Source organism: Streptomyces brasiliensis, assembly GCF_014647875.1.
GTDB lineage: Bacteria > Actinomycetota > Actinomycetes > Streptomycetales > Streptomycetaceae > Streptomyces > Streptomyces brasiliensis.
In genome coordinates this window covers 45,418-57,901 of record NZ_BMQA01000025.1, presented here as the reverse complement: position 1 = coordinate 57,901, position 12,484 = coordinate 45,418, and the positions used below count along the sequence as shown (strand labels likewise).

Sequence of the window (12,484 nt, the reverse complement as noted above, 5' to 3'; positions counted from 1 at the left end):
CAGTGGCGCCGACAGCGTAAACCAATTACCGTATGGTTATGAAGTCCTCCCGTACCGCACTCGTCGTCGGCGGCACCGGCCCGACCGGGCCGCACCTTCTCACCGGACTGCTGGAGCGCGGGTACGACGTGGAGATCCTCCACCGCGGCGTCCACGAATCGCCGGGACTGCCCGACGTCCGCCACATCCACGCGGACCCGCATTTCCCCGAGACCCTCGACGACGCCATCGCCACCCGTACCTGGGACGTCGTTCTGGCGACGTACGGACGGCTCAGGACCGTCTCTCAGGCCTTCGCCGGCAAGTGCGGGCAGTTCATCGGGGTCGGCGGCGTCCCGGTCTACCGGGGGTTCTTCGACCCGGCCGGCACCAAGCCCTACGGCATGCGACTGCTCGCACGCGAGGACAGCACGCTCGCCGACGCCTGCGAGCCGGTCGCTCCCTTCGCAGCGAAGATGGTGGCAGCCGAGCGGGAGGTGTTCCGCCTCGGCGCGGAGGGGGCTTATGCCGCCACCATGGTCCGCTACTCCCAGATCTACGGCCCTCGCAACATCGTGCCGTGGGAGTGGGCCGTCATGAAGCGGATCGCGGACGGGCGGCACCGGATGATCCTCCCCGATGCAGGCCTGTGGATCGTGACCCGTTGCGCCGCCCGCAACGCCGCCGAGGTGCTGTTGTGCGCGGTCGGCAACCCGGCCGCCGCGGGCGAGGCGTTCAACGTCGCCGACGACGACCAGCAGACCACCCGCCAGTGGGCCGAGAACGTGGCCATGCTGCTCGGCGCGGACATGGAGTTCGTCGGCATCCCGTCCGAACTCGCCCCCTCCGCCATGGGCGAACTGCTCTCCCCCACGGCCCGCCCGCACGTCCTCGTCGACGCCTCGCGTGCCAAACGGCTGCTCGGCTACCGCGAGGTCGTCACGGCCGCCGACGCTCTCGCCGAGACCGTCGCCTGGCTTACCGAGCACCCCGTCACCGCCGAGAACTACCCGACGTACAACGCGCGATTCGACTACGCCATGGAGAACCGACTGCTGGCCGCATGGGACCACGCCCGCGCCTACGTCCGCCGGCACGCGCCGGACACCGCCGTCGAGATGGCGCATGCGATGCCGCACCCCAGGGTGCCGTCACTCCAGGCAGACGCCCGGGGGCGCTGAGGCCCTGACCGGGCCTCAGTGCGGCGTCACGTCCGTCGCGACGATCCGCCGCGGATGGAAGGTGACCTTGCTGCGGGTCTGACCCGGCAGGTCGTGGTCGTGGAAGTCGTGGCCGTACTTCGCGCCTGCCTCGGCCGCGAACGAGAAGTCGGCGTCGGGTTCGACCTCGACGCCGGCGCGGACCTCGAGGGTCCGGAACCTGTTCTCGGGATCGATGATGAAGAGTGTGGCCAGCGGGGTCCGCCGCAGGTTGCGGGCCTTCTGCCGGGAGTCGTTGAGCGAGATGCGGAAGACGCCGTCGGCCTCGTCGTAATGGAATGCGACAGCCGTGACCTGCGGGAGCCCGTCCACACCGATCGTGGACAGGGTGGCGGTCATGGCTCTTGTCAGATCGAGGTGGCTCGCCGGAACCTCCGGGCGCGGGGACGTCATGATGCCGCCCCCCGCGGGAAGCCGCCCGCTTTCGATACCATCGAGGGGACCTCCTTGCCGAGCTTCTTGCCGACGAACTCGGCGGCGGTGACGAGCGCGGGGACGGACAGCCCGCTGGCGTAGCCCGAGCGGTCCAGGGTGTAGACGAGGTCCTCGGTGGCGATGTTGCCCGTCGCCCGGGGCGCGAACGGGCAGCCGCCGATGCCGCCGATGCTCGAGTCGAGGATGTCCACTCCGATGTCGAGGGCCGTCACGGCGTTGGCGTAGCCCGTGTTGCGGGTGTTGTGGAAGTGCGCCCGAAGGGGCGCGTCGGTCAGTCCTCGGGCGATGTCGAAGAGCTCACGCACTTGGCGCGGCACGCCGACCCCGATGGTGTCGGCCAGCGCGATCTCGCGGGCGCCGGCGGCCGACGCCCGCGCCACGAGGCCGGCGACCACGTCGGGCGGCACCTCGCCCTCGAAGGGGCAGCCGAACGCGGTCGCGATCGTCACCGACGCCGGCATTCCGGCGGACGAGGCGAGATCGAGCACTTCCTCGACCATCGCGACGAGGGAGTCGGTGGTGGCTTTCTGATTGCGGAGGTTGAAGGAGTTACTGGCGGCGAGCACCAGGTTGATCTCGTCGACACCGGAGTCCAGCGCCCGCTGGAAGCCGCGTCTGTTGAGCACCAGCCCGATGTAGGACACGTCGTCGCGCCGGGAGACCTGGGCCATCACCTTCTCGGCGTCGGCCATCTGCGGCACGGCATCCGGACGGACGAAGGAGACCGCCTCCACCCGGCGGACACCGGCCGCGATCGCCAGCTCGATGAACCGGACCTTGTCCTCGGCGGCGAGGATCGTCGCCTCGTTCTGCAGGCCGTCGCGGGGGCCGACCTCGACCACCTGCACCGATTCGGCCATGCCCAAAGGCTCCGTCATGCCCTTGCCTCCGATGTCGCTCCCTGCTCCGTGCCGCAGAGCTCCTCGATCCGCGTCGCCGCCACGTATCCCTCCAGCACCGCGGTCCGGTAGGACCGCGGGAGAACCGCGTCGCCGACGTATTCCACCGGGACCCCCAACCGTGCCGTCCACGAGGGCCGCGACGGCGCCGTGCGGGTCACCATCACCACCAGGCCCGCCTCGTGCGTGGACACCGTGTGGCCGAGGAGGTCTTCGACGTCGACGGCGGTCCCGTTGATCGCCACGACCATCGACAGCGGCAGCGCCGTGAACCGGCCGTGGGCGCGGAGCCGGCCGAGCGCGGTCGAGGGGCGTCCGGTCGCGTCCGCCCGCAGTCCGACCGACGCGAACGGCGTCACGAAGGTGACCTGCGCCCCTCTTTCGACGAGCATCTCGCTCACCCCGAGGGCCTCGTACTCACCGATCTCGTCGACCACGACCGCGGCCGCCGGGACGGTGGTCAGTCCGAGAACCTCCCGCGAGTGCATCACGTGCGGCAGGTGCGCGCCCGCAACAGCCGCACCGGGCCGCGCCGTTTGGCGGGCGCCCGGCTTCGGCACCGATCCGGTGGCCGCGATGACCAGGTCGGGCGAGGTGGCGAGGACGGCGTCGACCGTCGCGCCCACACCCAGCCGTACGTCGACGCCCGCGCCGCGCACCTCGCGCTCGGACCAGGCGATCGCGTCGAGCATGCCGGCAGCGTTCGGCATCACCCGCGCGGCGCGGCGGGCCACTCCGCCGAGCTCGTCGGTCTCCTCGAACAGCGTCACGGTGTGCCCGGCCAGCGCCGCGGCCCGGGCGGCCTCGAGACCGGCCGGGCCGCCGCCGACGACGGTGACCCGACGGGCCCGCCGGATGGGGAACGGCAGGTCGCCCGTGGTTCCGGCGCCCGGGAGCGCCGGGTTGACGGCGCACCGGATCGCGCCCTCGGTGATGATCGAGCGCTGGCACTCGTTGCAGCCGATGCAGGGCCGCACCCGCGCGGCCTGCCCGGACGTCGTCTTGCGGACCAGATCCGGGTCGGCTATATGGGCCCGTGTCATGCCGATCAGGTCCGCGGCGCCCGAGGCGATGGCCTCGTCGGCCTGCTCCAGCGTGCGATAGCGCCCGGTGACCAGGGTGGGCAGCGAAAGGCCGCGCGAAGGCAGTTCGTTCCACGGCAGTTCGTAGCCGGCCGGCCGCTCCATCCCGCCGGTCATCAGCGGAAACGCCTCGGGGGTCCGGCCGCCGAGCGAGAATCCGACGTAGTCGACGAGGCCGCGCTCCTGCAGCGCCTGCCCGATCGCGAGCATCACCTCGGAGTCGATGCCGCCCGGGCCGATGTCCGCGCTGAGCCGCACGCCCAGGACGAAACCCGGCCGGGTCTCGGCCCGCATCCGCTCGAGGATCTCGGCGGCGAACCGCAACCGGTTGTCGAAGCTTCCGCCGTACTCGTCCTCGCGCCGGTTGTAGAGCGACGAGAGGAAGTGGTTGACAAGGTAGTGGTGGGCGCCGTGCACCTCGCAGCCGTCCAGCCCGGCGTCCGACATCACTTGTGCGGCGTGCACGAAAGCGTCCTGGATCTCCGCGATCTCGGCATGCGTCATCGCCCGGGCCGGCGCCCCGTTGAGGCCGTCGTTGTCGGACGCGGAATACGCCGGGCGGCCGTCGGGCAGCGGTGGCGAGGCCGCCCCGCCGTGGTTGGCCTGACCGAACAGCACCGCGCCCTCCGCATGGACGGCGGCAGCAAGCCGGGCCAGGCCGGGCCCGACGTCGTCACGGTAGAGCTGGTACGACGCGGGTCGGTACGTCGGGTGGACGGAGCCGGCCTCGGTGATCAGCAGGCCGACGCCCCCGCGCGCCCGGGCGGTCAGGTACTCGACGAGGATGTCGGAAACCAGGCCGTTCTCGGCGTACCCCGTCATGTGGGCCGTCGTCGCGATGCGGTTACGGATCGTCAGCGACCCCACTCGGAGCGGTGAGAGCACGTGCTCGAGATCCATGACACCCCTTCCTCAGACCGAGCTTCCGCCGGAGTAACGAACCCATGTCGCGCGCTGCCAGTTCGCTTCGAAACGGGCGGCGGCCAGTGAACCCTCGGTGATCGCCGGCTCCAGCGTGCGCGGTCCGAGCGCGTCACCGATGACGTAGAGGTCCGGGATGTCCTCGAGCTCGGCGTGCAGTGCGTGGTCGGGCACGGCACCGGACATGAACACGAACGTGTTCACATCCAGCACCTGGAACCGGTTCGGGGCCGCCAGCGGGGCCACGGTGGCCCTGCCCGGCTCGACGGCATGGACGAGGGTGCGTGTGTAGAGCTCGTAGTCGCCCTTGTAGAGCTCTTCCGCATGTGGTGCCGCGGCGTAGTCGTAGGCGACCGGGATGTTGGCAGCGAGGTTCGAGAAGCGGGTCACGTGATGCACCTGATGACCCGCCCGGACGAGAGTCTCGGCAACGTCGATGGCCTCGTAGTGTCCGAGCTCGTCGACCAGCAGCACCGGCCCGGTGATCTCGGCGCCGGACAGGACGTCCCAGCCGGTCAGCAGCTCGATGCTCGCCAGACCCGCCGGCGACTCACCCGGCCGCCATGCCTGGAAGCCGTCGCGACGCGGAGTCGCTCCGGTCGCGACGACGACCCGGTCGGCACCGACCGCGTCGACCGCCTCGCGGGAGTCGAGCGGGGAGTTCAGCACGACCTCGACGCCGAGGCGGGCCATCTCCGCCTCGTAATAGGGCAGCAGCGAGGCCACATCGGAGCGTGACGGGGACTTCTCTATCAGCGTGAGCTGACCGCCCAACCGGTCGGCACGCTCGTGCAGGACGACGCGGTGCCCGGCCAACGCGCACGAGCGGGCTGCCTCGAGGCCCGCCGGACCGCCGCCGATGACCAGCACGGTACGCCGACGCGGGCTGATCCGAAGCAGATGGTCACCGCGGTCCTTCTCGTAGCCGCAGGCCGGGTTGACCACGCATCCCATCAGGCCGCGGCTGGTGAGGCCGCCGGCACACGCCTGGTTGCAGGAGATGCAGGGCCGGACCTCCGCGGTACGCCCCTCCCTGGTCTTCTTGACCAGGTGCGGGTCGGCGATGAGCGCGCGGACCATCGAGACCATGTCGGCCTCTCCGTTGCGCAGGATCTCCTCGGCATCGTGCAGAGAGAGGATCCTGCCGGTGACCATGGTGGGCAGCGCGGCTCGCTTGGTGATCTCCCCGGTGACCTGTTTGACCATGTAGCACCGCGGTTCCCGGGTGACACCGATCAGCTTGGACCGGCGGTAGTGGCTGCCGTAGGAGACATTGAGGTAATCGACCAGACCCTCGGCCTCCAGCCGCTCCACCACCTGGCCGATGTCGTCGGCCGTGGTCATGTTGTCGGCACCGTCCGGAGAGAGCCGCACACCGACGACGAAGTCCGGGCCGACCCGGTCCCGGACAGCGCGTAGAGCCTCGAACAGAATCCGCGACCGGTTCTCCAACGACCCGCCGTACTCGTCGGTGCGACGGTTGGTGGCCGGAGAGAGGAAGGAACTGAAGAGGTAGCTGTGTCCGCCGTGCAGCTCGACGCCGTCCAGTCCGGCCTGTTGGACCCGGCCCGCCGCGGCGGCGAAGCCTTCGACGACCTCCTCGATCATGTTCTTGGTCATCGGGTGCGGCACCAGACCGAGGACCGGGTCCGGCACCGCCGAGGCCGCCCAGGGTGCCGATCCGTCGTGGGCGTAGAGCGTCGGGCCGCCGTGCATGAGTTGCTGGAACAGTTTCATGCCCTCGGCCTGCACGGCCGCCGCCATGTCGGCGAGCCCGTCGAGGACGTCGTCGGTGGTCAGGTCCAAAAAGCCGGGTGAGCTCCAGTGGACCTGCCCGCCCTCACCGAACCCGAGTGCGACGCCACCCCGGGCCCGTTCGAGCTGATAGGCCTTCAGTGTGTCCGTCACCAGGCCCCGGGCGAAGCCGGTGCCGTGCGCGGACCGGACAATGCGGTTGCGGAGCGTGACGTTCTTGATCGTGAGCGGCTGCCAGACCAGTTCCAGTGCCCGCTCGGCCTGCTCGTGAAGATCCCTGGCGCTCACATACGTTCCTTTCGTGCCGTGGTCCTGCTGTCCTGTGGTTTCTGCGGCTCGGATTGCCTCCGTGCGACGCGATGTCAGCTGAGCTGGTCGCGCAGTACGTTCTTCTGGATCTTCCCGGTGACGTTGCGCGGGAAGTCCTCGACGACGACGACCTTCGTCGGCACCTTGTACTTGGCCAGGCGTGAGGCCACGTGTGCGATCAGATCGGACTCGTCGACCGTGCGGCCCGTTTCGGGGACCACCACGGCGTACCCGACCTCGCCCCACTTCTCGTGCGGCATCCCGACGACCGCCGCGTCCTGAACGTCGCGGTGACTGGCGATGACTCGCTCGACCTCGGCACAGAAGACGTTCTCGCCGCCGGATTTGTACATGTCCTTGAACCGGCCCCGCAGCACGACAAAGCCTTCCTCGTCGATCGAGACGGCGTCACCGCACTTGAACCAGCCCGCCACGCTGTCCTCATCGGTCTCGGGATCGCGACGCCAGTAACCGGGCGAGATGGAAGGGCCGCGGACCCACGCCTCGCCGACCTCACCCGAGGCGACCTCCTCGTTGGTAGCGGGGTCGACGATGCGGATCTGGACGTGCTGGACGGGGAACCCGACCGTGTGCGCCTTCGCCACACGCGATGCCTTCGGCATCAGCGTCACGCTCGGCCCCATCTCGGTGGCGCCCCAACCGGCCTGCAGCTCGAGGCCACGCTCACTGAAGTAGGAGCCGACGTCGGTCGGGATCGCACCGCCGCCGACCATGCCGGCGTGGATGTGGGAGAAGTCGGCCGGACCGGATACGTTCTCCATCACCATCCGGTACATCACCGGCGCGGCGTTGAAGTGGGTGAAGCCGTGCCTCTTGTCGCCGAGCAGTTCGGCCGTCCGGGCGGGGTCGAAGCGGCGCAGGATGCCGATCCGGCCGCCGGCCATCAGCGTCGGGTTGACGATTGCGTTGAGGCCGGCCGCGTGGAAGAGCGGCAACGCGCTGAGGTAGCGGGCCGGTGGGCTTCCGATGCGCATCTCGTGCTGGACGTTCATCGCGTGCCAGGCCAGCCCGCCGAGCGTGATCAGCGCTCCCTTGGGAAGGCCCGTGGTTCCTGAGGTGTACAGGATCTGGGCGATCTGGTCGCCGGCGTAGTGGCCGGTGCTGCGGATCGGCGTCGCCAGGTCCATCAGCGCGTCGATGTCGTTGCGGACATCGGCGCACGACCAGCCAGCCAGCTGCACCCCGAGGTGCTCGCCGAGCTTGGTCGCGGTGTCCTGCCAGGTCGCGTCGTGGATCAGCAGCCCGAGTTCGGCGTCGTTGCAGAGCACCTCGATCTCGTTGACCGTCAGTCTCCAGTTGAACGGCACGAAGATCGCACCCGTCCGAATGCAGGCGAATTGCAGGGCCAGGACGCGCCAGTCGTCGTCCGCGATCAGTCCGACCCGGTCACCGTGCCGAATACCGAGATCGACCAGCACCGAGCTGAGCCGGGCGATCCGGTCCTCGAGTTCGATCCAGGTAACCTGCCGGCCGGTGTCAAGGCTTTCCACGGCGACCTCGGACCCGTAGCGGTCCGCGTTGTAGGTGACCCAGTCCGTCAGATGAGTGACCACTCGTGCTCCCTCGCTGGTGGTGGAAGTGGAGGTGGAGGTGCGGCATCCCGAGCCGTCATATGCCCTCAGTCACGTGGCCGAGCGGGCGAAAACCTAACAGCATCGGGTTAAGTGGTCAACGGATCGGACAGCGCTTGGGCGACGCCTCAGATGACCCGGTTCTCACGCACCACCAGGCAGGACACCTTCAACGGCAGCAGAGCGGCGTCGGCCGCCACCGCCAGCGCGACTTCGGCGGCCGAGGCGGCGTCCCGGAACCAGGCCTCCAGCAGCCCGGAGTACGGCCGATCCGACGCGCCGCGCGGCGAGAGCCCCGGGTCGGCGTCCATCGCCGTGCTCCACCGGTGCCCGATGGCCGCGTCCGCCCCGGGTACAGCATCGAGGGCCCGGACCAGCGTCCGGCCGGCGCGTTCGCCGGTGCTCGCCGTCCGCGCGAAGACCATCAGCGTGCGCCCGTCGGCCACCGGGTCCGGCGCCTCGCCGAAGCAGTGCGCCAGCAGTACCGCAGCCATGCTGGACCGGTCGGTGAACTCCGCCTCGTCCGGCACGGCGCGGGCACGGTAATCCGGATGGGATCTGAGTACCTCGATGGCCCCGAGATCCGGGAACGACGCCAGTGCCACCCCGTCGTACTCCCAGCTTGCCGGACGTTCTTGCGGTTGCTCCTCGGGGATCGCGTGCCCCTGGGTGTAACCCACCATGCCCGGCAGCCGCCTGGCGATCGCGGCGTGCTCCTCACGCCAGTGGCGGGAGAACTCCGCCCAATCGAGGCCCCTGCGCCGGCGCACGGGAGCCACGGATCTGATCACAGTGGCGGCGGTATCGGCCGGATGGGCTGTCATCTGGTCAGACATGGGCGAATGCTGACGTGCGTCGCGATTACACGTCAAGGCTTTGACAAGTACTTCCATTACGTCAAGCCTTTGACAATCGATGTTGTGTAAGCCACTGTGGAGGCACCCCCAGTAATCGGGACGTCTTCCAGCGCGAGGAGGGGCCGTGATTCACCACCTGGCCATCACCCCGAAGAACTTCGACGTGTCGCACAGGTTCTATACCGAAGTCATGGGCTTCGAGCTCGTGAAGATCGTCAAGCGTCAGGCCATGGGCGGGTCCAAGGCCGGCTGGACCAAGCACGTCTTCTACGAGACCGCCAAGGGTTCCGGCTCGTACTTCGTGCTCTGGGACCTCCACCTCAACGGCTTCGAGCAGGACGAGGACTGGGATCCCTCGATTTCCGTCGGACTCGGTCTGCCCTGGTGGATCAACCACGTCGCCTTCGAGGTGGAGGGCCTCGACGAGCTCGAGGCGAAGAAGCAGCACTGGCTGTCCCATGGCCAGAAGGTGAGCGAGGTCGTCCACGAGTTCATCACCTCGATCTACACCAGGGACCCGGACGGCAACATGGTCGAGTTCACGACCAACACCCGCCCGCTCACCGACGACGACAAGGCCGAGGCCCGGGAACTGCTCGCCGACGACGAGCCCGCCAGCATGCCTGACTACCCGGGGGTCATCTACCTGCCGGACGGACGGATCATCGAGGCGCCGTCCTCGGAGTGACCCGTGCGGCCACGCCCCGCCGCGACCGTGCCCCCGAAGAGAAGGGGCGCCATCAGCACATTGTCAGTTCTTCCCATGCCCGCTGCCGCCGGCAGCACAGGAGAGGTCAGGCCCATGGGCTGGTCGATGTACACCGCCAGATTCGGAGCGACGAGGCCGGCCTTCCTACCGGCCGTGGCGGATCCTGCTGCCGTCGCCGCGTCGGTACGTGCGGGTCTGGACTGGATGTTCCCCGAAGTGACCATCAGCGCCGACACCGCCACGGTGCGCCTGTCCATGAAAGCGCCCTCTGCCGAGGCCGCACTTGCGCATCTGCGTGGCAGCTACAAGTCGGCGCTCCATACCGCCGGCGTAGGGCAGGTCGGCAACTGGCCGCTGCACCTGCTCACCGTCGAGGCCGGCCTGCCCCTCGAGCTCCGGACCGCGGTCGACGCCGGGCCGGCCGGGACGGTCCAGAGCCACGGCGGTCTCCATCTCGTCGGCTGACGTACGCCGGGCGTCCGACGCACACCCTGCCGGGCGCGCCTCGGACGCGGGGCGCGCCCGGCCACATGTTCACCCCTCCCCACCAGCGGCTTTCCGGCTCCTCAGGCCTTCGAGAGCCGCTCGGCCGCCAGCCGGGTCTCCTTCAGCTGGATGGTGCTCTCGATGATCGAGATCATCGAGGAGGCCATCACCTGGAAGAGTTCCTCGGAGCTCATGCCACGCGCCTCGATGGCCGCGTGCAGCGACGGGGTGGCGATCTCACTGTCCTCACCCTCCATGGGACCGGCCCGGCCGCTCTCCTGCAACGCACTGGTGATCGCCAGCAGTTCCAGGCTCTCCATCAGCGGCGAGATCATAGGCAGCGGCACGCCTTCGGACTGCAGTCGCTGCACGCTCGCCTCGACCTCCGCCAGACCGATGCCCAGCGGTGCACGGCGCAGCATCACCGGGATCAGCTCCGGGTGGGAGATCAACGCCTGCCGGGTGCGGTAGGCGTTGAGCGGCAGCCAGATCCGCCAGTTCTCGTTCTCGGTACGCGGGGTCGCCACGTCGGCCAGTGCGAGCTGGGTGACCCCGACCAGGATCTCGTCCTTGTTGCGGAAGTGGTGGTAGAGCGAGGCACCGTTGACCTTCAGGGCCTCGCCCAGACGCCGGATGCTCAGGGCATCGAGACCCTCGGTGTCAACGATCTCGAGCGCCGCCTCAAGCGCCTTGCGGCGCGAGATCAGCGGGACCTTCGGTCGGGCCATGCGGAACTCTCCTCATCTCCGGGCTCTCGTCCCCATGAACCTTAATCCATCGGCGTTGTATGCCCGGTCCATTTCCTGGCCTGGCCTCAGATCGCGTGCACCGGCTGCATCGTGTCCTCGTGAACGGTCAGGACCTCGGCGTGGCTCATCACGACCACCATCTCATTGCACGGAAAGGACAGTGCCCCAGTGCCCGAGGACCAGACCGATCCCCCACGCACTCGGCCGGTCGACCCCGCTGCAGGGGCGCCACCGAACCCGGACCCGGCATCGGGCGCACCGGCACGCTCGGCAGCGAGCGCAACCAGAATGGTCGTGGTCGTCGCGCTGCTGATGTCGGTGTCGCCCTTCACCATGGACATGTACCTCCCGGCCCTGCCCGAGATGGCCCGCGCCCTGGACGCGACGCCCTCGCAGGTCCAGCTGTCCCTCACCGGGGTGCTGGTCGGCCTGGCACTGGGCCAGCTGGTCGCCGGACCGCTGGCGGACGCGTTCGGCCGCCGCCGCCCCGTGCTGGTCGGCCTCGTCGGGCACATTGTCGCCTCGCTGCTCTGCTTCGTCGCGCGCGACCCCGATCTGCTCGCCGGTACCCGGCTGCTGCAGGGCCTGTCGTGCGCCGCGGTCGCCGTGGTGGCGATGGCCACCGTGCGCGACCTGTTCGCGGGTTCGGGCTACGCGCGGGTCATGTCGCGGATGTTCCTCGTCATCGGAGTGGCCCCGGTGCTCGCCCCCACCATCGGCGGCGGAGTGCTCACGGTCGCCGAATGGCCGTTCATATTCCTCGCACTCGCCGGTCTCGGCGTGTTGCTGCTCGTCGTGGCCGCGACATCGCTCCCCGAGACGCTGCCGCCCGAACGCCGCGGTCAGGCGACGTTCACGGCCGTCCGTGCGTCGTACCGCACGCTGCTGGGCGACCCGACGTATCTCTCCCTGATCCTGGTCGGGGGGCTGATGTTCTCGACCCTGTTCAGCTACGTCTCGGGGGCGTCGTTCGTCCTCCAGGTCCGGTTCGGGCTGAGCCAGCAGCAGTTCGCCTTGGTCTTCGCCGCCAACGCGGTCGGTCTGACGGTCCTGGCCCAGGTGAACCCGCTGCTGATCCGGCGCTTCGGGCCGGCGAACGTGCTCACGTGCGCCACCGTGCTCGGTCTGGTGAGCTCGGCGCTGCTGTTCCCGCTGCTGGTCTTTGGCGAGGGACCGCTGGTCGCCGTCGTCGCGGTCCTGGCGCTGTCGGTCGCCGGGTATGGACTGAGCATGCCGAACAGCCAGGCGCTGGCTCTGAACCGGCAGGGCCACCGGGCCGGCACCGCAGCCGCGTTGATGGGGTTCATGCAGTTCGTCATCGGCAGCGTCGTGGCGCCGGTTGTGGGCCTGGGCGGGGCCGACGGCGTCGCGATGGCCACCGCGATGCTGGCCGCCACGGCCTGTGCCGCGAGTGTGATGTGGTTCGTCGTCCGGCGGCACCCGGAGACCATGGCGGTCCGCTGATCCTTGCCAGCATGAATCAACCACTGT

12 protein-coding genes are annotated in these 12,484 nt (G+C 69.3%); 4 read left to right on the top strand and 8 right to left on the bottom strand.

From position 1 onward, the window contains the following. Positions 1–38 precede the first annotated feature (38 nt). Positions 39–1,160, top strand: coding sequence for an NAD-dependent epimerase/dehydratase family protein (locus IEZ19_RS29780; RefSeq protein WP_189314406.1), 1,122 nt, complete (start codon positions 39–41; stop codon positions 1,158–1,160). A gap of 15 nt (positions 1,161–1,175) precedes the next feature. Here the strand turns inward: IEZ19_RS29780 and IEZ19_RS29775 are convergent, their stop codons facing one another. The 6 genes from IEZ19_RS29775 to IEZ19_RS29750 all read right to left on the bottom strand — a co-directional run bounded on the left by IEZ19_RS29775 (position 1,176) and on the right by IEZ19_RS29750 (position 9,028). Next, positions 1,176–1,538: a TIGR03618 family F420-dependent PPOX class oxidoreductase gene (locus IEZ19_RS29775; RefSeq protein WP_189314405.1), complete on the bottom strand. Its 363-nt coding sequence runs from the start codon at positions 1,536–1,538 to the stop codon at positions 1,176–1,178. Between the two features lie 50 nt (positions 1,539–1,588). Beyond that, entirely contained in the window at positions 1,589–2,512 is a 924-nt protein-coding gene (locus tag IEZ19_RS29770; RefSeq protein WP_229841001.1) for a hydroxymethylglutaryl-CoA lyase, read from the bottom strand. Then, positions 2,509–4,515 carry an oxidoreductase gene (locus tag IEZ19_RS29765; protein ID WP_189314404.1) on the bottom strand — a complete coding sequence of 669 codons (2,007 nt, stop codon included), beginning with the start codon at positions 4,513–4,515 and terminating at the stop codon, positions 2,509–2,511. Before IEZ19_RS29765 ends, IEZ19_RS29770 begins: the two co-directional genes overlap by 4 nt. Before the next feature lie 12 nt (positions 4,516–4,527). After that, complete coding sequence (locus IEZ19_RS29760) at positions 4,528–6,579, bottom strand: oxidoreductase (RefSeq protein WP_189314403.1); 2,052 nt, start codon at positions 6,577–6,579, stop codon at positions 4,528–4,530. Positions 6,580–6,653: 74 nt separating this feature from the next. Then, positions 6,654–8,174, bottom strand: coding sequence for a class I adenylate-forming enzyme family protein (locus IEZ19_RS29755; protein ID WP_189314402.1), 1,521 nt, complete (start codon positions 8,172–8,174; stop codon positions 6,654–6,656). Between the two features lie 146 nt (positions 8,175–8,320). Further along, on the bottom strand, positions 8,321–9,028 hold the full coding sequence (locus IEZ19_RS29750; protein WP_189314401.1) for an EthD domain-containing protein: 708 nt from the start codon (positions 9,026–9,028) through the stop codon (positions 8,321–8,323). Between the two features lie 145 nt (positions 9,029–9,173). On the opposite strand from IEZ19_RS29750, the gene IEZ19_RS29745 reads away from it, so the two are divergent. Both IEZ19_RS29745 and IEZ19_RS29740 read left to right on the top strand, forming a co-directional pair. Beyond that, the gene (locus IEZ19_RS29745; protein ID WP_229840999.1) at positions 9,174–9,737 is read left to right on the top strand and encodes a VOC family protein; all 564 of its coding nucleotides are present in this window, start codon (positions 9,174–9,176) and stop codon (positions 9,735–9,737) included. A gap of 174 nt (positions 9,738–9,911) precedes the next feature. Beyond that, a complete protein-coding gene (locus tag IEZ19_RS29740; protein ID WP_189314400.1) occupies positions 9,912–10,223 on the top strand; it encodes a hypothetical protein in 312 nt (103 codons plus the stop codon). A 101-nt stretch (positions 10,224–10,324) separates the two neighbouring features. Here the strand turns inward: IEZ19_RS29740 and IEZ19_RS29735 are convergent, their stop codons facing one another. Next, complete coding sequence (locus IEZ19_RS29735) at positions 10,325–10,972, bottom strand: TetR/AcrR family transcriptional regulator (protein WP_189314399.1); 648 nt, start codon at positions 10,970–10,972, stop codon at positions 10,325–10,327. A gap of 86 nt (positions 10,973–11,058) precedes the next feature. Beyond that, a complete protein-coding gene (locus tag IEZ19_RS29730; protein ID WP_189314468.1) occupies positions 11,059–11,328 on the bottom strand; it encodes a hypothetical protein in 270 nt (89 codons plus the stop codon). On the opposite strand from IEZ19_RS29730, the gene IEZ19_RS29725 reads away from it, so the two are divergent. Continuing rightward, positions 11,327–12,457, top strand: coding sequence for a multidrug effflux MFS transporter (locus IEZ19_RS29725; RefSeq protein WP_229840997.1), 1,131 nt, complete (start codon positions 11,327–11,329; stop codon positions 12,455–12,457). The genes IEZ19_RS29730 and IEZ19_RS29725 overlap by 2 nt on opposite strands. Positions 12,458–12,484: the final 27 nt, after the last annotated feature.

Bases quoted from the DNA above. Each gene is read 5' to 3' on its own strand.
- IEZ19_RS29775 (WP_189314405.1), bottom strand. From the start codon at position 1,538: ATGACCGCCACCCTGTCCACGATCGGTGTGGACGGGCTCCCGCAGGTC.
- IEZ19_RS29765 (WP_189314404.1), bottom strand. From the start codon at position 4,515: ATGGATCTCGAGCACGTGCTCTCACCGCTCCGAGTGGGGTCGCTGACG.
- IEZ19_RS29730 (WP_189314468.1), bottom strand. From the start codon at position 11,328: ATGGTGAAGGGCGACACCGACATCAGCAGCGCGACGACCACGACCATT.
- IEZ19_RS29750 (WP_189314401.1), bottom strand. From the start codon at position 9,028: ATGTCTGACCAGATGACAGCCCATCCGGCCGATACCGCCGCCACTGTG.
- IEZ19_RS29725 (WP_229840997.1), top strand. From the start codon at position 11,327: ATGGACATGTACCTCCCGGCCCTGCCCGAGATGGCCCGCGCCCTGGAC.
- IEZ19_RS29780 (WP_189314406.1), top strand. From the start codon at position 39: ATGAAGTCCTCCCGTACCGCACTCGTCGTCGGCGGCACCGGCCCGACC.
- IEZ19_RS29770 (WP_229841001.1), bottom strand. From the start codon at position 2,512: ATGACGGAGCCTTTGGGCATGGCCGAATCGGTGCAGGTGGTCGAGGTC.
- IEZ19_RS29735 (WP_189314399.1), bottom strand. From the start codon at position 10,972: ATGGCCCGACCGAAGGTCCCGCTGATCTCGCGCCGCAAGGCGCTTGAG.